The following is a 19058-nucleotide window of genomic DNA, read 5'->3' on the forward strand; positions in this document are numbered from 1 at the left end:
CCGTAGGTCCCTACCCGCTCAGGTCAGCCCGAGCGACCGGAGCACACGGCGCTGGCCTGCCGTGGGGACAGCCGGCCAGTAGACGTAACAGACCCCTCCCGTGCCGCTCCTGACCGCGCCGTTGGCGTCGTAGCGCTTCGTGCGGAGCCAGATATTTTCCCACTCGCGCCGCCGGTAGACGCGGCGCACCGCGTCGTTGGACGGGGACGCGGGGTCGTTGGCGATCACGTCGCCGTCGGACGTGAAGCCGATGACGGTCATCAGGTGACCCGATGTCCCGTAGCCCGCCCCTGTCAGCTCGCCCTTGAGGAACGACTGGGACGTTATGACCGGGACGCCCGCGGCGATCAGCTTCTCCACATCGGTCAGCGACCCGAGCCGGGTGACCACGGCGTTCATGTCCTTGTACGTCGCGGCGTAGGCGGCATTGAAGGGCCAGTTGCCACATCCTTCGTACTGGTAGTCGAAGGTGTAGCGCGCCGCGTGGCACACCTGCGGGTCGGGGATGCCGGGCTTGACCCAGGCCAGGTCCTCCGGGGTGGGCTTGCGGCCCCAGTACTCGATGATCATCTGCGAGGAGGTGGGGCTGCACCAGGCCTCGCCCCCGTTGTCGTACTCCGGGTACTCCCCCACATGGACGTTCTGCGAGTAGCGGGGCACCTCCAGTTCCCGGGCGGCGCCGGGTTCCGTGGCGGGGACGGTGAAGCGGTCGGGGATGTCCGAGGCCATGGCGCCGACCCGGTGGACCGTGGGCGTGAGGCCGGTGCCGGGGGTGCGGTGGAGGGTGAGCCGCAGGCGGTAGGAGGCCAGCCGCAGCCCGCTCGCCGCGTCGTCCACGGAGAAGGTGTCGGTCCAGACCGAGCTCCTGCCGTCGGTCTGGTCGTCCACGGAGGTGCGGCGGATGTCCGCGTCACCGGCGGCCCATCGGCCCATCACGTACCAGGGCGTGTCCGTCCCGTCCGAGTAGCTGCCGCGCAGCTCGACCTGGATCCAGGTGCCCTGCGGGGTGTTGGCGTTCCAGGAGGCGATCACCTCGGTGGCGGGGACGGCCGAGCGGTGGACCGGAGAGGTCCAGGTCGCGTACTCCCAGGTGCTGGTCCTGCCGGTGTGCGGGTCGGTGTAGTCGGTGCTCCCGGCGGGGGCGGAGATCTCCAGGCCCGGCCGGCGTCCGGCGACCGCGCGGGTCCCGGCGGACGTGCCGCAGCGCCAGTCGGTGTACGTCGTCCAGAAACGGTTGTCCACGAGCGAGGCTGCCGCCGGTGATGGGGAGGTGCGGGAGGGGGCGGCGCTCGCGGGGCCGGCGGAGGCCACGGTGCCTGCCCCTGCCGCTGCCGCGAGCGCGGCGGTGAGCACGGTCCTGCGTGAAGTCGGTCTGGTCATGGGCGAGACCCCCGGTCGTTGAGCGGATTGGGGCTGCGGGTGCCGATCGGTGCGCCAACTATTGCGGGTCGAGGACGGATCCGGCCAGTGATTCGCCCCGTGCCGCGTCAGCAATATTGGTCTGGTCCACTGGCGTGACCTGGGCATGGCCGCGAGAGACACCGCGGACTCTCGTAGGGTGGGGACATGAACGACCTGGGGGACCACGCGCGCCGGCTGCGCTCCCTGCCCCCGTCCTGCGGGCCGGTGCGGCTGATCGCCGTCGACGGGCACGCGGGGTCCGGCAAGAGCACCTTCGCCGACCGCCTGGCCGCGGCGCTCGGCGGCGCCCCCGTACTGCGCCTGGACGACCTGGCCACGCACGAGGAGCTCTTCGCCTGGACGGACAGGCTCCGGGCGCAGGTCCTGGATCCGCTCTCGCGGGGAGAGGCCGCACGCTACGCGCCGTACGACTGGACGGCCCGTCGCTTCGGCCCGCCGAGGACGCTGGACCCCGCCCCCGTGGTCCTGATCGAGGGGGTGGGGGCCGGGCGCTCCGCGGTGCGGCCGTATCTCGCGGGGCTGCTGTGGATCGAGGGGGAGAGTGAGGCGTCCTGGGAGCAGGGCCGACTGCGCGACGGCCCCGGCCTCTCGGACTTCTGGGACGGCTGGACCGTCGCCGAGCACCGTCATTTCGCCGACGATCCCTCATATCCCTTCGCGGATGCGGTGATACGACGGATGCCCACGGGATACATGTGGCTGGATGGCCCTCGCCCGACAGCGGTGACGAGTCGAATCGTCACGGACAGTGAAGCGTGAGGGCCGCCATACCGGGCAGTACGAAAAAGCCCCGGAGCCGCTCCAACTCGGCTTGACCGAGGGGCCGTACAGGTCTTACGTTCTCAATGTGCGGCTTTTCGGAGCCCCCGCGGACGCGAAGCCCCCGGTTGTTCCCCCGTGATCGGGGGCTTCGTTCTGCCCTCACACCTCGCCGCACCGGGCCGTTCCCTCACCCTCGGTCACGGCCGTCGAAGCGCCGGTTACGCACTTAACCGCTCACTCCCTGTACAGGTACGATGCGTCTCGGGTGTGGTCAATTCCCGTCCCCGGCACGGTGATTAGGGGCGCCGAGCTGGGCATGCTGTGCGGGCGGGACATTCTGGGGGCACGGTTTGTGGGGGACCTGATGGACATCGGCACGCCGGGCACGCAGGCCCCGGCCGACCTTGCCTGGCTGCGTGGGGTGGACGCCTACACGATGGGCGCGTACCCACAGGCCGAGGAGGAGTTCAGAGCGGCGGTGCGTCTCGACCCCGGCATGGCGGACGGCTGGCTGGGCCTGCACGCCCTGCGGATCGACACCACCACGGCACTGTTACGCATGTACCGCCACCGCGACCGCTTCGGCGAGCAGCGCACCCGTCATCGCCGCACGCTCAACTCGTGGTACTGGCTGGGGTGGTGGGTCCAGCCCGTGCTGGAGAGTCCGCGCGATCTGCTCCTCGCGCACGCCTCGCACTGGCTGGACGGCCGCCATGTGCCGGAGCTGGACCGGGCGTTGGCGGGTCTTCCGCCGGTCGATACCGATCCCCAGGTCCGCTTCCTGCACGCCTGCCGCTCCTACCTGGTCAAGGACTGGGACCAGCTCGTACGCACCACGGAGCCGCTCATCGACGATCCGCTGCTCGGGATCGAGGCGGGCCTCTTCGGCGGCATGGCGCGGGTGCGTCTGGAGATGTACGGGCAGGCCGAGCCTCTGCTCTCCGCCGCGCTGATGCGCTGCCGCAGCGAGCAGCCGCAGCGCAAGGAGCTGCGCTACTGGCTGGCGCGGGCCCACGAGGGCACCGGCCGCAGCGCGGCGGCCCTGCCGCTGTACCGGGCGGTCCACCGCGTGGACCCGGCCTTCATGGACACCTCGGCCCGGCTCGCCGCGATCTCCGAGGGGGACGGCTACGACGAGGCCGCCGATCTCGCGGCGGTCTCACTGGCCGGCTTCGGCTCGGACGGCACGGGCCTGGAGGGACGGGCGGACGGCGACATGGCGCTCGGCACCGACCTGGTGGACGGCCGTGAGCCCTGGCTCGGCGGTGACCCGCAGGTCCTGCCAGGGGCCGTGGTGCCACCGCCGGCTTCCGGTGCCGCCGGGGCACGGCAGAAGCCCGGCGCACCGCGGGCCGCATCCTTCCCCGCGGGACCGAGCGACCCGGTGATGCTCGCGGAGGCCTTGGCCGAGCTCGAACGCATGGTCGGCCTCGAACCCGTGAAACGCCAGGTCAAGGCGCTGTCCGCGCAGCTGAACATGGCACGTCTCCGTGCGGAGCAGGGACTTCCGGTACAGCCGCCGAAGCGCCACTTCGTCTTCTCCGGGCCGTCCGGGACGGGCAAGACCACGGTCGCCCGCATCCTGGGCCGGGTCTTCTACGCCCTCGGGCTCCTCGGCGGCGACCATCTGGTGGAGGCCCAACGGTCCGATCTGGTCGGCGAGTTCCTCGGTCAGACAGCGGTGAAGGCCAACGAGCTGATCGATTCGGCACTCGGCGGGGTGCTCTTCGTGGACGAGGCGTACAGCCTCTCCAACTCCGGTTACAGCAAGGGCGACGCCTACGGCGACGAGGCCCTGCAGGTCCTCCTCAAGCGGGCCGAGGACAACAGGGACCACCTGGTCGTGATCCTCGCCGGCTATCCGGAAGGCATGGACCGGCTGCTCTCCACCAACCCGGGGCTCTCCTCACGCTTCACCACCCGGGTCGACTTCCCGAGCTACCGCCCCCTCGAACTCACCGCGATCGGCGGGGTGCTGGCCGCCGAGAACGGCGATGTGTGGGACGAGGAGTCCCTCGACGAGCTGCGCAGCATCAGCGGGCACGTGGTCGACCAGGGCTGGATCGACGAGCTGGGCAACGGCCGCTTCCTGCGCACCCTGTACGAGAAGAGCTGTGCCTACCGCGATCTGCGGCTGTCCGGCTACACCGCCGTGCCGACCCGGGACGATCTGGCCACGCTGCGGCTGCCGGACCTGATGCAGGCGTACGGCGAGGTGCTGTCGGGCCGGGGCCCGGTGGACCGGGGGAAGCAGGAACCCGGCAGCCTGTAGGCCCGCTGTCCGCCGGACGGCCCCGGCGAGGGGCCGTCCGGCGGCGGGGGTCAGCCCAGCGGCGCCATGGCCTTCGGCACCTCCACCGTGCGGCGGGGCACCGAGACGTGGTGGGCCGGGTCGCGGACCTCGCCCACGAGCATCTCCAGGACGTCCTCCATGGCGACCAGGCCGAGCACCCTGCCGGACGCGTCGGCGACCTGGGCGAGATGCGTGGCCGCGCGGCGCATCACCGTCAGGGCGTCGTCCAGCGGGAGCTCCGCCCGTACGGTCGCCATCGGGCGCCAGATCTGCTGCGGCACGGCCCGCTCGCCGTCCTCCAGCTCCAGGACGTCCTTGACGTGCAGATAGCCCATGAACGGGCCGCCGCCCTCGGCGCAGACGGGAAAGCGCGAGTAGCCGGTCCGCACGGTGAGCTCCTCGATGCGGCGCGGGGTGACGGAGGGGTCCACCGTCACCAGGGAGGCCCGGTCGAGCAGCACATCGGTGACGGGCCTGGTGCCCAGTTCGAGGGCGTCCCCGAGGCGGTCCCGCGCCTCCGGTTCCAGCAGACCGGCCATGCCGGCGTCCTCCACCAGCCGGTTGAGCTGCTCACTGGTGAAGACGGCCTCGACCTCGTCCTTCGGCTCGACCTTGAAGAGCCGCAGGACGAGATTGGCGCAGGCTCCGAGCGCGGAGGTGACCGGCCTGCAGAGCCGGGCGAAGCCGACCAGGCCGGGGCTGAGCCACATCGCGGTCTTCTCGGGGGCGGCCATCGCCAGGTTCTTCGGGACCATCTCGCCGATGACGAGGTGCAGGAAGACCACGGAGACGAGGGCCACCGCGAAGCCGAGCGGATGGACGAGCCCTTCGGGCACGTGTGCCGCGTGGAAGACCGGCTCCAGGAGGTGGGCCACGGTCGGCTCCGCGACGGCGCCGAGCGTGAGGGAGCAGACGGTGATGCCGAACTGCGCGGCGGCCATCATCTGCGGCAGGTTCTCCAGGCCGTACAGGACCTGTCTGGCCCGGCTCGACCCCCCTGCCGCAAGGGGTTCGACCTGGCTGCGCCGCACGGAGACGAGCGCGAACTCGGCTCCGACGAAGAATCCGTTCGCCAGCACCAGGAGACCGGCGAAGATCAGCTGTACGAGGCTCATCGCACGGCCTCCAGCAGATCCTGGGTGAGCCGTCCGGCCGGAGCCTGCGGTATGTCCGTCAGCCGGACGAAGCGGACCCGCTCGGCACGGTAGTGGCCGACCTGGCGGACGGAGATCCGCCAGCCGGGGAGTTCGGCCCGGTCGCCGGGGGCGGGGATGCGTCCCAGCAGATCGGCGACCAGCCCCGCCACGGTCTCGTACGGCCCTTCGGGTACGTCGAGGCCTATCCGCCGCAGGGTCAGCACCCGGGTACTGCCCTCCACGTCCCAGCCGGCCCGGCCGTCGTCGGCGACGACGGGTGTCAGCTCGGGGCGGTCGGCGCCCTCCACGTCGTGCTCGTCCCTGACCTCGCCGACGAGTTCTTCGATGATGTCCTCGAGGGTGACGACACCGGCGGTGCCGCCGTACTCGTCGACCACGACGGCGATCGGCTGCTCGCTGCGCAGCCGCTGGAGCAGCTGTTCGACGGGCAGGGTCTCCGGCACCAGGAGCGGTGCCACGGCGATCCGGCTCACCGGGGTGCGCAGCCGGTCCTGGGAGGGGACGGCCAGGGCGTTCTTGAGGTGGACCATGCCGACGACCTCGTCGATGCGGTCCTGGTAGACGGGGAAGCGGGACAGGCCGGTGGCCCGTGTGAGGTTGAGGACGTCCGCCGCGGTGGCCGACGTCTGGAGCGCGCTGACCTTCACGCGCGGGGTCATGACGTGCTGCGCGGTGAGTCCGGCGAGGGACAGGGTCCGCACGAAGAGATCGGCGGTGTCCTGCTCCAGGGTGCCGGCCTCGGCGGAGTGCCGGGCCAGCGAGACGAGTTCGCCCGGGGTCCTGGCCGAGGCGAGCTCGTCGGTGGGTTCGACCCCCAGCAGCCTGACCAGCCGGTTCGCGACGGTGTTCAGTGCGGTGATCACCGGGCGCAGGACGGTGGAGAAGCGGTGCTGGGGCCCGGCGACGAACCGGGCGACCTGGAGCGGCCGGGAGACCGCCCAGTTCTTGGGCACGAGCTCGCCGATCACCATCTGGACGGCGGAGGCGAACAGCATGCCGATCACGACGCTCACCCCGGGTACGGCCCCTTCGGGCAGTCCGGTGGCGGTGAGTGGTCCGGCGAGCAGCTGGGCGAGCGCCGGTTCGGCGAGCATGCCGACGACCAGCGAGGTGATGGTGATGCCGAGCTGGGTGCCGGAGAGCTGGAAGGAGAGTTCACGCAGGGCGGCGACGACGGTACGGGCCCGGCGGTCGCCTTCGGCGGCGGCGCGTTCGGCGTCCGGCCGTTCCACCGTGACGAGCCCGAATTCGGCTGCCACGAAGAACCCGTTGGCGAGGATGAGAAGGAATGCCGCGAGGAGCAGCAACAGGGGGGTGGTCATGCCGCCGCCTCCGGGGAGAGGGCGGCGCAGGTACTACCGGACGATCCGTCCATTGCTGGAGGGAGTCACTCCTTGGGTCGCAGGAATCTGCCCCGCGGCCTCGGGGGCCTTCTGGTGCGGGGCGGGGCGCACCCGGTGCGCCGCCGGATCCAGAATAATCGGGATCGGGGCGTACGGGGCAGGGGGCTCAGCCGTTCTCCGTGGCGTCGTTCACTCCGCTGCCGTGGAATTCGGCGAGCGCGCGGAGTGTCCGGGCGTCGCTGATGGCCCGTTTCCGGGCGATTCCGGGCTGGATGCCGAGGGCCGGCATGCTGGTGCCGTCGCTGAGGTCGAGGAAGACCCACGGGTCTCCGGCGCGCAGATTGACGCGGAGGATCTCGGCCCAGGCCAGTCGGCGGGTGCGGGTGATGTTGACCACCGTGACCCCCGTCTCGTCGGCGGTGACGCGCGGCCTGCTCAGCATGGCGAGGACGCCGAAGAAGAGAAGGGCGACGAAGACGAAGCTGGTCCGCTCCCCCGCGCTGAGGTTCTCCAGTATCAGCGCGACCGCGGTGATGACGACGAACATCGCCGCCCCCACGGCCAGCAGGACCACTCGGGTGAGGGTGGGCCTGAAGGTGGCCGGAAGAGCGGGGAGTTCGGGCGGCCGGGGCGCGGGGGCGGACATGGCGGCGCTGTCGTCCTTCGGTGTGCTCGTGGTCCGGCCGTCAGAGGCGGCAGGCGTGGATGGCCGTCGTGAGGATGGCGCGGGCGCCCAGCTCGTAGAGGTCGTCCATGATCCGCTGGGCCTCCTTGGAGGCGACCATGGAGCGGACGGCGACCCAGCCCTCGTGGTGCAGCGGGGAGATGGTCGGCGACTCCAGGCCCGGGGTGAGGGCGACAGCGCGCTCCAGGTGCTCGACCCGGCAGTCGTAGTCCATCATCACGTAGGTGCGGGCGACCAGGACGCCCTGGAGGCGGCGCAGGAACTGCTGCACCTTCGGGTCCTCGGCGTCGGCGCCCTTGCGGCGGATGACGACGGCTTCCGACGTCATGATGGGCTCGCCGATGACCTCGAGTCCGGCATTGCGCAGGCTGGTGCCGGTCTCGACGACATCGGCGATGACCTGGGCGACACCGAGTTCGATGGCGGTCTCGACCGCGCCGTCGAGGTGCACGACGGAGGCCTCCACGCCGGCGTCGGCGAGGTGCGCCGCGACGATGCCCTCGTAGGACGTGGCGATCGTCATGCCGCCGAAGTCCTTGGGGCCGGTGGCCGTGCCGGGCTTGGTGGCGTAACGGAAGGTCGAGCGCGCGAAGCCGAGCTGGAGGATCTCCTCGGCCTCGGCACCGGAGTCCAGCAGCAGGTCGCGGCCGGTGATGCCGATGTCGAGGCGGCCGGAGCTGACGTAGATCGCGATGTCGCGCGGCCGCAGGTAGAAGAACTCGACCTCGTTGGTCGGGTCGACCAGGACGAGTTCCTTCGACTCCTTGCGCTGCTGGTAGCCGGCCTCATGGAGCATCGCCATCGCAGGCCCGGAGAGTGAACCCTTGTTGGGGACGGCGATGCGCAGCATGAAGTCGGGTTTCCTTTGTGCGGAGGGATGTTCGGGGGGCGTGCGGGGCGTGGCTCAGAGGTGGGCGTAGACGTCGTCGAGGGAGATCCCGCGGGCGACCATCATCACCTGGACGTGGTAGAGCAGCTGCGAGATCTCCTCGGCGGCGGCTTCCTTGCCCTCGTATTCGGCGGCCATCCAGACCTCGGCGGCCTCCTCGACGACCTTCTTGCCGATGGCATGCACACCCTTGTCCACCAGCTCGGCGGTGCGGGAGGTGGAGGGGTCGCCGTCGGCGGCCTTGAGCTGCAGCTCGGCGAAGAGTTCTTCGAAGGTTTTGTTGGCCATGATGGTCCTAAGAATACGGGGTACGGGAGCGCTGCTCAGCGCCAGGGTTCGCTGACGGTGCGCAGCGTGGCGGCGGTGGCCACGGCGGCGGTGACCGCTTCGTGTCCCTTGTCCTCGTTGGAGCCCTCGAGTCCGGCCCGGTCCAGAGCCTGTTCCTCGTCGTCACAGGTGAGCACGCCGAATCCGACGGGTACGCCGGTGTCGACCGTGACCTGGGTGAGGCCGTTGGTCACGCCTTGGGACACGTATTCGAAGTGGGGAGTGCCGCCGCGGATGATCACCCCGAGGGCGACGATCGCGTCGTAGCCCCGGCCGGCGAGGACCTTGGCCACCACGGGGAGCTCGAAGCTGCCGGGGACCCGGAGCAGCGTCGGCTCGTCGATGCCGAGGTCACGCAGGGCGCGCAGCGCCCCGTCGACGAGCCCGTCCATGACCTTCTCGTGCCACTGGGCAGCGATCACCGCCACCCGCAGGTCTCCGCAGTTGCGTACGGACAGTTCGGGTGCGCCCTTGCCGCTCATGTCTCTCCTGTGTGTTCGTCGGTGCTTACTGGTTGCCGCAGGCCGACGCCGCGGCGTCGAGCCAGGGCAGGTCGTGCCCCATCCGGTCCCGCTTGGTGCGCAGGTACCGCAGGTTGTGCTCACCGGCCTGGACGGGCATCGGTTCACGCCCGGTGATCTTGAGCCCGTGCCGTACGAGGGCGGCGGTCTTGTCCGGGTTGTTGGTCATCAGACGCAGGGTCCGCACACCGAGGTCGCTCAGGATCTGGGCACCGGCGGCGTAGTCCCGGGCGTCGGCGGGCAGCCCGAGTTCGAGGTTGGCGTCCAGGGTGTCGGAGCCGCGTTCCTGGAGTTCGTACGCACGCAGCTTGGACAGCAGCCCGATGCCGCGGCCCTCGTGCCCGCGGAGGTAGACGACGACCCCGCGGCCCTCGGCGGTGACGCGTTCCATGGAGGTGTGCAGCTGAGGGCCGCAGTCGCAGCGCTGGGACTGGAAGATGTCCCCGGTCAGGCATTCGGAGTGGACCCGGACGAGGACGTCCTCGCCGTCTCCGATGTCGCCGTGGACGAGCGCGACGTGCTCGACGCCGTCGACGATGGAGCGGTAGCCGTACGCGGTGAACGGGCCGAAGGTGGTGGGCAGCCGGACCTCGGCCTCGCGGCGCACGGTGGGCTCGGCGCTGCGGCGGTAGGCGATCAGGTCCTCGATGGAGATGATCGTGAGGCCGTGCTTGCGGGCGAACGGAACGAGTTCGGGGAGCCTCAGCATGACGCCGTCCTCGCCCGCGATCTCGACGATGGCGCCCGCGGGGCGCAGCCCCGCGAGCCTGGCCAGGTCGACGGCCGCCTCGGTGTGGCCGTTGCGGACGAGGACACCGCCGGAGCGGGCGCGGAGCGGGAAGACGTGGCCGGGGCGCACGAAGTCGCCCGGGCCCGCCCTGCCGCCCGCCAGCATCCGGAGCGTGGTGGCGCGGTCGGCCGCGGAGATCCCGGTGGTCACTCCGTGTGCCGCGGAGGCGTCCACGGAGACGGTGAAGGCCGTCTGCATCGACTCGGTGTTGTGCGTGACCATCTGCGGGAGTTCGAGGCGGTCCAGCTCGTCGCTCTCCATGGGCGCGCAGATCAGACCGCGGCACTCGCTCATCATGAACGCGATGATCTCGGGGGTCGCCTTCTCGGCGGCGACGACGAGGTCGCCCTCGTTCTCCCGGTCCTCGTCGTCGACGACCACGACGGGCCGTCCGGCGGCGATGTCGCGGATCGCCTGTTCGACGGGGTCGAGCGAGAGGTCCTCGAGGGTGCGGTCGTGCAACCAGGTGGGCTGGGCAGTCATGCCGTGGCTCCTTCCAGAGCGGGTGTCCGCGTACGCAGCCACCAGTCGCGCATGCCCCACAGGACGAGGGCGCCGTAGACGACGTAGATGAGACCGGAGAAGGCGAGTCCGCTGTGGAAGTTGAGCGGTACGCCGACGAGGTCGACGAGCAGCCAGGCGAACCAGAACTCGACCATGCCGCGGGCCTGCGCCAGCATCGCGACGAGCGTGCCCGCGAAGATGTACGCGTCGGCCCACGGGCTCCAGGAGAGGGAGGGGAAGGCGGTGAAGAGGCCGCCGACCGCGAGGGTGCCGACGACGGCGCCGCCCAGCAGGTAGGCGCGCTCGCGCCAGGTGGCGAAGCGCACGGCGATGGACCCGTCCTGCGCCTGCTGCCGGCCGCGGGTCCACTGCTGCCAGCCCCACACGGCGACGGCGATGACGATCAGCTGCTTGCCGACGCTGCCCGCCTGCTGCACGGAGACGTTGGCGGCGACCAGGACGACGCCGGACAGGAGCTGGGCCGGCCAGGTCCAGACGGAGCGGAGCCAGCCGAGGGCCAGGGCTATCAGGCCGATCGTGTTGCCGAGCATGTCCGACCAGATGATGTGCTGCCCGAAGGCGGTGAAAGCCTCCGAGTTCAGCCAGTCCAGGGCGTTCATGCGACCGGCTCCCCCGACTCGGGCGCGGCGCCGTGGCCGAGCAGTCGTTCGACGTACTTCGCGAGGACGTCCACCTCGAGGTTGACCGCGTCGCCGGGCTCCTTGATGCCGAGCGTGGTCAGCGCGAGGGTGGTGGGGATGAGGCTGATGGTGAAGTGGTCGGTGCCCGCGTCGACGACGGTCAGGCTCACGCCGTCGACGGTGATCGAGCCCTTCTCCACCACGTAGCGGGTCAAGCCGGCGGGCAGGGAGATCTTGACGAGCTCCCAGTTCTCGGAGACCCGGCGCTCGATGATGTGACCGGTGCCGTCCACGTGCCCCTGGACGATGTGGCCGCCGAGGCGGCCGCCGAGGGCCATGGGGCGCTCCAGGTTGACCCGGGAGCCGGCGGCGAGCGCGCCGAGGCTGGAGCGGTTCAGCGTCTCGGCCATGACGTCGGCGGTGAACTCGTTCTCCCCGAGGTCCACGACGGTGAGGCAGACGCCGTTGACGGCGATGGAGTCGCCGTGTTTGGCGCCCTCGGTCACGACGGGGCCGCGCAGTCGGAAGCGGGAGGCGTCGTCGAGCTTCTCGACGGCGGTGACCTCACCCAGTTCTTCGACAATTCCGGTGAACACTCAGTTTCCCTTCCGAGCAGGAACGGGGACGGCGGTGATGCGCAGATCGGGGCCGATTCGGGCGGTCTCGGTCACATCGAGGCGCAACGCCTGGGAGATGGTGGAGATTCCGGCGTCCGCGAGGGCCGCGGGGCCCGCGCCGAGGAGCACCGGAGCGAGGTAGCCGACGACGGTGTCGACCGCTCCCGCGGCGACGAAGGAGCCGGCCAGGACGGGCCCGCCTTCGAGGAGTACGGAACGGAGGCCTCGGCCGTGGAGGGCGGCGAGCAGGGCGTCGATGTCCAGGCCGGGCCCCTGGGCGGCGCGCGGCAGGCGCAGCACGGCGTCGTCGGGGAGGTGGCCGGCCTCGGCGTCGTCGGCGACCGCGATCAGGGTGGGCGCCGTGGAGTCCAGGACCCGGGCTCCGGGGCGGACGGCGGTGGCGTCGGTGTCGACGACCACCCGGAGCGGCTGGACGGCGCCCTCGATGCCGCGTACGCCCAGCTGCGGGTCGTCGGCCCGGGCGGTTCCGGAGCCGACCACCACGGCGTCGGCCTCGGCGCGCAGCCGGTGGACGTCGGCGCGGGCCTCGGGGGAGGTGATCCAGCGGCTGGTGGCGTCGGCGGCGGCGATCCGGCCGTCGAGGGTCGCCGCGTACTTCCACAGGACGTACGGACGGCCGAGGCGGACCGAGGTGAGCCAGGCGGTGTTCCCGGCCTCCGCCTCGTCGGCGAGCAGTCCCTGTTCCACCTCGACGCCGGCGGAGCGCAGGGTGTCCGCACCACCGGTGGCCTGCGGGTTCGGATCGCTCACCGCGTACACGACACGGCTGACGCCGGCCTCGACGAGCGCCTGGGCGCAGGGTCCGGTGCGTCCGGTGTGGTTACAGGGTTCGAGGGTGACGCAGGCGGTGCCGCCCCGGGCCCGCTCGCCGGCCTCGCGCAGGGCGTGGACCTCGGCGTGCGGCCCTCCGGCGCGCTGGTGGAAGCCCTCACCGGCCTGTTCCCCGGCGGCGTCGAGGATGACGCATCCGACGACCGGATTCGGGCTGGTGGCGCCGAGTCCGCGGGCTGCGAGCGTGATCGCCCGCCGCATGGCGGTTCTTTCGGCTGCGGTGGCCACCGGGTCCTCCTGCCTCTTCGGGCACGGACTCCGGGGCCTGTCGATGACGACAGATGAAGCGGAACGCAACAGGGGAACGCCGAAAACCGAAGACACGGATGTGGGCGTCCCGGAACCTCCCGGAACACATCCGCCGACGGCGGCGTACCTGTGACGGCCCGCCGCGCACTGCCTCCCATCCGGACTTTCACCGTCGGTCCAGGAATCTCACCTGGTCAACCGGCCGCTGGATGCGGACGGGTCGCGGACTATAACCGCCGGTTCGGAATTACACCGACCCCGGAGTGCGCTGCTGCTGGTACATGGTCATTGTGCCACGTGACGCAACGGTCCATACGGGTGGCTTCTGTGGGACGGGTCACAGAGCGTGGGTGCGGCTGCGGGAACAGTGACCAGGGCCAGGCCCGACGGCTCCCTCGCAGGCGTGCGGGGGCGCTGCGTGTGGGTGGCTCAGCTTGCGGCGAGCCCCAGGAATCCCGCCCATGCCCGGACGCCGACGGTCAGCATCGGGCCGTCCGGCTGCTTCGAGTCCCGGATGTGCACGTGGGTGGCCACGGAGGCGACCTCGATGCACTCGCCGCCCTCGGCCCCGCTGTAGCTGCTCTTGAACCAAACCAGCTCCTGGGTGACAGGAGCATCGGTGGTCTTCATAGCTCTCCCAGCAACTTCTCGATGAACACCAGAGACTCTTGTGGAGTCAGAGCCTGCGAACGGATGATCCCATAGCGCGCCGCCACGGAGCGCACCTCGTCGCGATCGGTCAACAGGATGCTGCGCCCCTGCACCTCCAAGTACGCGAGTTGCTCGCCGCTCCTTCGCGTAATCAAGGTGAACGGACCATCCAGTCCGGCATTGTCCTCGCGAACCGTCGGCATGACCTGGATCTCTACGCTTCGCTGACGCCCCACAAGCAGAATCTGCTCCAGCACGCCCCGCAGCACCGCCCTCCCACCGAACGGCCTCCGCAGCACAGCTTCCTCGATCACGAAGCTCGTCAGGGGAGCAGGCCAACGGTTGAATACCTCCTGCCGCGCAATGCGAGACAACACGCGCTGCTCGATGGTGTCTTGATCAAGCAGCGGTCGACGCATCGCAAGGAGAGCACGGGTGTACTCCTCGGTTTGCAGAAGTCCAGGTACTGCGCTCACCGCATAGAGGAAGAGTTCCAGCGCCTCAGCCTCCAGCCGCGCGGCATCCCGGAAGAACGCCGGGTACTGCGACCGCGCCAGCTCCTCCTTCAGGGCCATCAGCAGCCCATCGGCCTCCAGCAACCGGTCCGCCTTGTCGACGAACTCAGGCTGCGGGATGCGCCGCCTTGCTCGAATGACGCGACCGACTGCGCCGCGTAGCCCAGCCGCTTCCCGAACTCCACCCGGTCCAGCCCCGCCCGCACCCGCAGCAGCTTCAACTGCCGCCCGAAGGCGACCGCCACGCCGTTCTCCGACCTGTTCTCCGGCTGCGTCCCCGACGAGGCCACCGCCTCCGCACCCATGGCCGCCTCGTCCTGCGTCATCGCCACCGCCTGTCCACGTACGTACACGCCTCGGCCTATCGCGTACAACTAGCTCGCGATGGAGGGCTCTTCGCCATCCCGGAGGCAGCGCCCGCCCCGGCTCGTCCCACTCGGGCACCGTAACGACCCACGTGTTCGCACGCACACCATTCCCGCCGCGTTCCATCGAAGGAGTGGCCCGACGCTCGACATCCGAGAGCCGAGCTTCGAGCGTCGGGAACGGATCGTTCACTCGTCGGGAGGACACGATCAAGGGCGCCGGCCCGACGCTTGAACTTCGGGATTCGGGGGCCGGGATGCGAGCGTCGAGACCCGAGCGATGTTGTTCACCCGGTAGGGAAAGAAGGGATTTGGGAAAACCTCCCCACCCTCCCGACCCCGTCACGGCCAGCCGGTATGACTAAATGTGATCAGCTTGCGGCGCACCGTCACGGCTGCTTACGGTGCCTCCAACGAATCGACCCCGACGCGGTGCGCAAACACCAGGCCGGGGTCTCACCCCAAGATCGAAACGGACGATCTCGTGGCTACCGAGCACCTTAGCCCTGCCCTTCGCACACCCGCATCCTCGCGCCCGTACGCGAGAGCCCGCCCCGGCTACGGCAAACGAACCGCACCAGATCAACGCGCGCCCCATGCGACGGACTTCGTCCTGATGCCGGAGCGCGAGCGGTACATCGCCGGTTACGTCGACCGGCTCCCCGACGGCGCGGCGATGGACATCAAGTCGCTCGCCAAACACCTTCCGCTGTACGGCCAGATGGCAGTCTCCAGCGCATTGAAGGCCCTCGGAGTGGCCGGGCATCTGCGGCGCGTACGCTGCCTTGCCGGCGAAGGGGATCAGGTCCGCTGGGTCTCTCGCACCTACTGGTCACGCACAGCACGCGACAACGAGTGGTGGGACGCGTTCCTGACCACCGAGGGCAGCCACCTCACGCCGGAAGAAGCGACGCCCGCTCCCCCGCCTGCCGACGCCGATTCAGAGGCTCCGGTCCAGGCCACGCCCCTGAACGCGACCGCATCACCGGCCGCCCCGCCCGAGCCCACCGCGCACCCTGCCCCGGCAGCCCCCGCGCCCGCACCACCCGTCGCGCCCGCGCAGCGCACACAGGCGACGCCCCCGGTTGCCGCCTCCCCCGCGTACCTCACCCTGGCTCAACTCGGCCGCAAGGACACCCGCCTGGCGCTCTCCGCATCCGACTGCCGCGCCCTGGAGCCGCTGGCCGCCGCCTGGTTCACACGCGGTGTGGATGCCGACTACCTCACCCAGGCCCTCACGGCGGGCCTCCCCGCACAGGTCGGCTCCCCCGTCGGCCTCGTACGCCGCCGCCTGACCGACAAACTCCCGCCGCAGGTGGCCAGCAGCCCGGCACCAGTCACGGCCGTCACGCCGGGACGCCGCCTCCTGGCGGAGTGCACCGAATGCGGGCGCCCCGGCTCACCCGAAGCCCTCCCCGACGGCCTCTGCCGCCCGTGCCGGAGCAATCCGCCGGAGGCGCACGCCACTCCGCCCGCCGAACGCGACGTACACGCACTGGTCGAACAGCTCCGCGACCTGACACGCCTGCCCTGACCGACCGACGGCGCAGGACGGGTCCCAAGTCAACAACAGACCTCGGGCATACCCACCGGCTCCTCGTGCGTACAGGCCCTGCACACGCCACGTACAACCACTCCATGACAGCGCGTCGCCTCTGGTCACGTTCGGGCACGGCGGCGCAACGTTGAGGAATGACCAGCACGCAACCGCCCCTCCCTGTCCGCCCGGCCCGCACTCCTCGCACCCGTTTCCCCTGGCACCACTTCACGATGCGTTTCAGCTCCACCCCGCGCGGCGCCCGGCTCGCCCGGCGCCTGGCCGGCGAGCGCCTCGACGCCTGGGGTGCCCCGTACGGGAGCGATACGCACGATGCGTTGCTGCTGACCGTTGCCGAGCTCAGCAGCAATGCCGTGCGCCACGGGCACGTGTCCGGCCGGGACTTCCGCCTCCGCCTCTCCGCCGAGGGCACGTCCATCCGCGTCGAGGTCACCGACACCCGGGGCGAACGCCTCCCCGCCCCCACCGATCCGGCCTCGCCCGATCAGGAGGACGGCCGCGGCCTCCTGTTGGTCGCAACCCTCGCCGACCGCTGGGGCTGGTACCCCTGCGCGGACGGGCCGGGCAAGACTGTGTGGGCGGTCCTGGAAGTCTCCCCCTTGCTCGTGGCAGCAGGATCCAGCCAGTAGGCGATGTCACGTTGCACTCGAAAATCCGTGCGTGTGATGATCCTGCGCATACCACGGGTGGGGACGGGATACCGGAGCAGCAGCGCAGGCGGTCACGGCTGGCGGACCTGGATGATCTTTCAGGGCCGCCCCCGGAGCGAGCGCCCCTTGTGACGTCGGTGGAGGCCGAGCAGGACCAGTTGCGTGCGGCTCAGCGGGAGTTTGCTGTGTTGCTGGGTGAGTTCCGGCGGACGGCGGTGCTGGTGCCTCTGGATGAGGCCGGTGATCTGTGGTCGGCGGAGCAGAGTGGTGTGCGGTGGATCTGCGCGTTCTCGGATGAGGAGTCGTTGGCCCGGTTCGCGGTGGCTCGTGGTGAAGCCGGGCGGGAGTGGACGTACCAGACCGTGCTGGGTGCACGGTTGCTCGATGTGATGGTGCCGTTGCTGCGGGGTCCTGCGGGGGTTGCGCTGGATGCGGGCAGTGTGGACGGCGGGATGTTGTTCCCGCCGGTGGCGGGCATCGTGCAAGCATCTCTCTTCCCTGCCGCAGCGAGATGCGATTGTCCAGCACTTCATGGGCCTGTTCTAGGAGATGGAAATGAATAATGTCCCAAAAGTATCGGAAACTTCGCTGGCTCGCGCGATCTTTGGCCCACTGGGAGGGATCGTTGAAATCGGCGCGGTAGCCGACTCCGGTGAATATACGAACCTCAACCATGTCTCCATCGAGAACTTCACCACTCGAAACCATGAAAATTTGCACCGGATTTTGCACATCACACAAATGATCGGCAAATTTCACGCATCAACGATGGCGCTCGTGGATGAGCTGGGGTGGCATGCCAACCACGAAGTAACCGCACCATCCCTGCTCCTATGGTCCGGAGGAATTGAGAAATACTCTCCGAACATTGAAACCCCTCAGGCCGTACATAGAATGCTGAGCACTGGCGGCGACCTACAATTGGTAGAGTTCATGCATGCATTGATTGGTGCGGCCGTAGCCAGGAGTCAACCCGCAGAATCAACATCCGAACTTATCATTCAAGCAGTCCGGGGAGCCTGCACCGTTGTTGGCATCAGTGAATCCGGTGCGGACCGCACAACATATCGAATGTGGCGCGTCGCGCATCTTCCGACTGTTCTGATGCCGAATTCAGGCTCACCAGAAGCTGTCAAGACTGGTTACAGGTCATTCGCGCATGCCATCGGGCGTCTCGTTTCGTGACGAGCGCAGCGAGTTGCGGGAGGACTGTCTCCGCACGCCGAAACCGAGCATAGTCGCCGCTCCACCGCTGGGCACAAGGACCGCGTGGTGCCCCACCCGGCACTCCCCCATGACCAGAGAGTGAGCCCCCTTCCCTTACTCCCGCAACTCCGCTGGACTGGAGATCGCCGGGCGGTACGAGCTGATCGAGGAGCTCAACAGCGGTGGCACGGGCGACGTGTGGCGTGGTTACGACGCCGTGCTGAACCGGCCCGTCGCCTTGACAGTGGTCCGGCGGCAGGCCGTGGCCGGCTCACGGCAGCTGGCAGAGGAGGTCGCCAAGCGGTTCAAGCGCGAGGCCCGGATCACCGCGCGCATCCAACACCCCGGTATGCCGCGAGTGTTCGACGCGGTGCTGGATGAGGCCTAACGAGCGGTTGTTCCTCGTCATGGAGCTGGTCGACGGCGTCCCGCTGTCTGCATACATCCATCCCGATCGCCCTCTGCCTGTCGCATGCCCACGAGGTGCCCGTCATCCACCGCGACCTCAAGCCGGTCAACATCCTGGTCGCGCAGGACGGGACGTGAAAATCCTCGCCTTCGTTCCAGTAGGAAGGAGCTTCAGTCCATGATCGAGGTAATGTTTTCGGTTCGGGCGGGACAGGGTGATCCCAGCGGTTTCGACCTCGGGGACATCTTCATCGAGGGAGAATACGGGTCAATGGGGTCGGGTGGCCATGTTCCCGATCAAGGAATGATGATCCACCCTTCAGTTACACTCCTTCTCGACTCCCTCAGGACGCTTTTCGCTGGCGAGAAGAAGCAGATTTCGTTCACCGGTGCCGATACGTCATTCCGGCTCGATTTCAAACGTGACAGGAGGGGACTCGTGTCGGTATCACAAGACGGAATACTGCTTGGGAGATCAAGCCTTGAGGATCTTTCATGCGCAACCCTCCGTGCAGCCCAAAACTTTTCCGAGGATTACCTATCGGCCCTTCCTGCGGAGGATGCGGTACGAAGCGACTACCTTTCCGCTCTGCGAGACCTCCACATGGCCATGACGCGAGAGCAGCAGAGGCACGGTTAGCGGTCGGATGCCT

General features: G+C 69.5%; 19 protein-coding genes, 2 pseudogenes and 1 riboswitch. Of the genes and pseudogenes, 8 read left to right on the plus strand and 13 right to left on the minus strand.

Annotated features, from left to right (window positions below):
• Positions 1–18 precede the first annotated feature (18 nt).
• The gene (locus OG379_RS06965; protein ID WP_405660429.1) at positions 19–1380 is read right to left on the minus strand and encodes a peptidase C39 family protein; all 1362 of its coding nucleotides are present in this window, start codon (positions 1378–1380) and stop codon (positions 19–21) included.
• A 186-nt stretch (positions 1381–1566) separates the two neighbouring features.
• Here OG379_RS06965 and OG379_RS06970 point away from each other — a divergent pair, with 186 nt between their 5' ends.
• Positions 1567–2181: a uridine kinase gene (locus tag OG379_RS06970; protein WP_405660431.1), complete on the plus strand. Its 615-nt coding sequence runs from the start codon at positions 1567–1569 to the stop codon at positions 2179–2181.
• A gap of 367 nt (positions 2182–2548) precedes the next feature.
• Positions 2549–4456: an AAA family ATPase gene (locus OG379_RS06975; RefSeq protein ID WP_405660434.1), complete on the plus strand. Its 1908-nt coding sequence runs from the start codon at positions 2549–2551 to the stop codon at positions 4454–4456.
• 50 nt (positions 4457–4506) lie between these two features.
• Here OG379_RS06975 and OG379_RS06980 read toward each other — a convergent pair whose 3' ends face one another.
• From OG379_RS06980 to OG379_RS07035, 12 genes and pseudogenes are all read right to left on the minus strand, one after another.
• The gene (locus OG379_RS06980; protein ID WP_393765750.1) at positions 4507–5592 is read right to left on the minus strand and encodes a hemolysin family protein; all 1086 of its coding nucleotides are present in this window, start codon (positions 5590–5592) and stop codon (positions 4507–4509) included.
• Complete coding sequence (locus OG379_RS06985) at positions 5589–6956, minus strand: hemolysin family protein (protein ID WP_405660436.1); 1368 nt, start codon at positions 6954–6956, stop codon at positions 5589–5591. Before OG379_RS06985 ends, OG379_RS06980 begins: the two co-directional genes overlap by 4 nt.
• A 187-nt stretch (positions 6957–7143) precedes the next feature.
• A complete protein-coding gene (locus tag OG379_RS06990; RefSeq protein ID WP_405660438.1) occupies positions 7144–7623 on the minus strand; it encodes a PH domain-containing protein in 480 nt (159 codons plus the stop codon).
• Positions 7624–7663: 40 nt separating this feature from the next.
• Entirely contained in the window at positions 7664–8512 is an 849-nt protein-coding gene (gene hisG / locus OG379_RS06995) for an ATP phosphoribosyltransferase (RefSeq protein ID WP_104790454.1), read from the minus strand.
• A 54-nt stretch (positions 8513–8566) separates the two neighbouring features.
• Positions 8567–8839 carry a phosphoribosyl-ATP diphosphatase gene (locus OG379_RS07000; RefSeq protein WP_031097852.1) on the minus strand — a complete coding sequence of 91 codons (273 nt, stop codon included), beginning with the start codon at positions 8837–8839 and terminating at the stop codon, positions 8567–8569.
• A gap of 35 nt (positions 8840–8874) precedes the next feature.
• Positions 8875–9360, minus strand: a complete 486-nt coding sequence (gene ribH / locus OG379_RS07005; RefSeq protein WP_356712634.1) for a 6,7-dimethyl-8-ribityllumazine synthase — start codon at positions 9358–9360, stop codon at positions 8875–8877.
• Between the two features lie 25 nt (positions 9361–9385).
• Positions 9386–10672: a bifunctional 3,4-dihydroxy-2-butanone-4-phosphate synthase/GTP cyclohydrolase II gene (locus OG379_RS07010; protein WP_405660443.1), complete on the minus strand. Its 1287-nt coding sequence runs from the start codon at positions 10670–10672 to the stop codon at positions 9386–9388.
• The gene (locus tag OG379_RS07015; protein WP_362937542.1) at positions 10669–11313 is read right to left on the minus strand and encodes a nicotinamide mononucleotide transporter family protein; all 645 of its coding nucleotides are present in this window, start codon (positions 11311–11313) and stop codon (positions 10669–10671) included. The genes OG379_RS07010 and OG379_RS07015 overlap by 4 nt, the downstream gene beginning before the upstream one ends.
• Complete coding sequence (locus tag OG379_RS07020; protein ID WP_405660445.1) at positions 11310–11930, minus strand: riboflavin synthase; 621 nt, start codon at positions 11928–11930, stop codon at positions 11310–11312. Before OG379_RS07020 ends, OG379_RS07015 begins: the two co-directional genes overlap by 4 nt.
• On the minus strand, positions 11931–13031 hold the full coding sequence (gene ribD / locus OG379_RS07025; protein ID WP_405660447.1) for a bifunctional diaminohydroxyphosphoribosylaminopyrimidine deaminase/5-amino-6-(5-phosphoribosylamino)uracil reductase RibD: 1101 nt from the start codon (positions 13029–13031) through the stop codon (positions 11931–11933). It abuts the gene before it with no gap.
• Between the two features lie 161 nt (positions 13032–13192).
• A riboswitch (FMN riboswitch) is annotated at positions 13193–13323 on the minus strand.
• A gap of 158 nt (positions 13324–13481) precedes the next feature.
• Entirely contained in the window at positions 13482–13682 is a 201-nt protein-coding gene (locus OG379_RS07030; protein WP_405660449.1) for a DUF397 domain-containing protein, read from the minus strand.
• Positions 13679–14544 (minus strand): annotated as a pseudogene (locus tag OG379_RS07035) (helix-turn-helix domain-containing protein). Before OG379_RS07035 ends, OG379_RS07030 begins: the two are co-directional and overlap by 4 nt.
• 523 nt (positions 14545–15067) lie before the next feature.
• On the opposite strand from OG379_RS07035, the gene OG379_RS07040 reads away from it, so the two are divergent.
• The 6 genes and pseudogenes from OG379_RS07040 (at position 15068) to OG379_RS07065 (ending at position 19045) form a co-directional block, all read left to right on the plus strand.
• The gene (locus OG379_RS07040; RefSeq protein ID WP_405660452.1) at positions 15068–16117 is read left to right on the plus strand and encodes a MarR family transcriptional regulator; all 1050 of its coding nucleotides are present in this window, start codon (positions 15068–15070) and stop codon (positions 16115–16117) included.
• Between the two features lie 158 nt (positions 16118–16275).
• A complete protein-coding gene (locus OG379_RS07045; protein ID WP_405660455.1) occupies positions 16276–16770 on the plus strand; it encodes an ATP-binding protein in 495 nt (164 codons plus the stop codon).
• Positions 16771–16838: 68 nt separating this feature from the next.
• Positions 16839–17354 carry an SseB family protein gene (locus OG379_RS07050; protein WP_405668426.1) on the plus strand — a complete coding sequence of 172 codons (516 nt, stop codon included), beginning with the start codon at positions 16839–16841 and terminating at the stop codon, positions 17352–17354.
• Positions 17347–17976, plus strand: coding sequence for a hypothetical protein (locus OG379_RS07055; RefSeq protein ID WP_405660457.1), 630 nt, complete (start codon positions 17347–17349; stop codon positions 17974–17976). The genes OG379_RS07050 and OG379_RS07055 overlap by 8 nt, the downstream gene beginning before the upstream one ends.
• A 157-nt stretch (positions 17977–18133) precedes the next feature.
• Positions 18134–18540 (plus strand): annotated as a pseudogene (locus OG379_RS07060) (protein kinase domain-containing protein); the annotation flags it as partial.
• Positions 18541–18583: 43 nt separating this feature from the next.
• A complete protein-coding gene (locus OG379_RS07065; protein WP_405660459.1) occupies positions 18584–19045 on the plus strand; it encodes a hypothetical protein in 462 nt (153 codons plus the stop codon).
• Positions 19046–19058: the final 13 nt, after the last annotated feature.

This window comes from Streptomyces sp. NBC_01166, from assembly GCF_045039765.1.
Taxonomy (GTDB): Bacteria; Actinomycetota; Actinomycetes; order Streptomycetales; family Streptomycetaceae; genus Streptomyces.

Coding starts and splice junctions, on each gene's coding strand:
- OG379_RS06965 (WP_405660429.1), bottom strand. CDS start 1,380: ATGACCAGACCGACTTCACGCAGGACCGTGCTCACCGCCGCGCTCGCG.
- OG379_RS06970 (WP_405660431.1), top strand. CDS start 1,567: ATGAACGACCTGGGGGACCACGCGCGCCGGCTGCGCTCCCTGCCCCCG.
- OG379_RS06975 (WP_405660434.1), top strand. CDS start 2,549: ATGGACATCGGCACGCCGGGCACGCAGGCCCCGGCCGACCTTGCCTGG.
- OG379_RS06980 (WP_393765750.1), bottom strand. CDS start 5,592: ATGAGCCTCGTACAGCTGATCTTCGCCGGTCTCCTGGTGCTGGCGAAC.
- OG379_RS06985 (WP_405660436.1), bottom strand. CDS start 6,956: ATGACCACCCCCCTGTTGCTGCTCCTCGCGGCATTCCTTCTCATCCTC.
- OG379_RS06990 (WP_405660438.1), bottom strand. CDS start 7,623: ATGTCCGCCCCCGCGCCCCGGCCGCCCGAACTCCCCGCTCTTCCGGCC.
- hisG (WP_104790454.1), bottom strand. CDS start 8,512: ATGCTGCGCATCGCCGTCCCCAACAAGGGTTCACTCTCCGGGCCTGCG.
- OG379_RS07000 (WP_031097852.1), bottom strand. CDS start 8,839: ATGGCCAACAAAACCTTCGAAGAACTCTTCGCCGAGCTGCAGCTCAAG.
- ribH (WP_356712634.1), bottom strand. CDS start 9,360: ATGAGCGGCAAGGGCGCACCCGAACTGTCCGTACGCAACTGCGGAGAC.
- OG379_RS07010 (WP_405660443.1), bottom strand. CDS start 10,672: ATGACTGCCCAGCCCACCTGGTTGCACGACCGCACCCTCGAGGACCTC.
- OG379_RS07015 (WP_362937542.1), bottom strand. CDS start 11,313: ATGAACGCCCTGGACTGGCTGAACTCGGAGGCTTTCACCGCCTTCGGG.
- OG379_RS07030 (WP_405660449.1), bottom strand. CDS start 13,682: ATGAAGACCACCGATGCTCCTGTCACCCAGGAGCTGGTTTGGTTCAAG.
- OG379_RS07045 (WP_405660455.1), top strand. CDS start 16,276: ATGACCAGCACGCAACCGCCCCTCCCTGTCCGCCCGGCCCGCACTCCT.
- OG379_RS07055 (WP_405660457.1), top strand. CDS start 17,347: ATGAATAATGTCCCAAAAGTATCGGAAACTTCGCTGGCTCGCGCGATC.
- OG379_RS07065 (WP_405660459.1), top strand. CDS start 18,584: ATGATCGAGGTAATGTTTTCGGTTCGGGCGGGACAGGGTGATCCCAGC.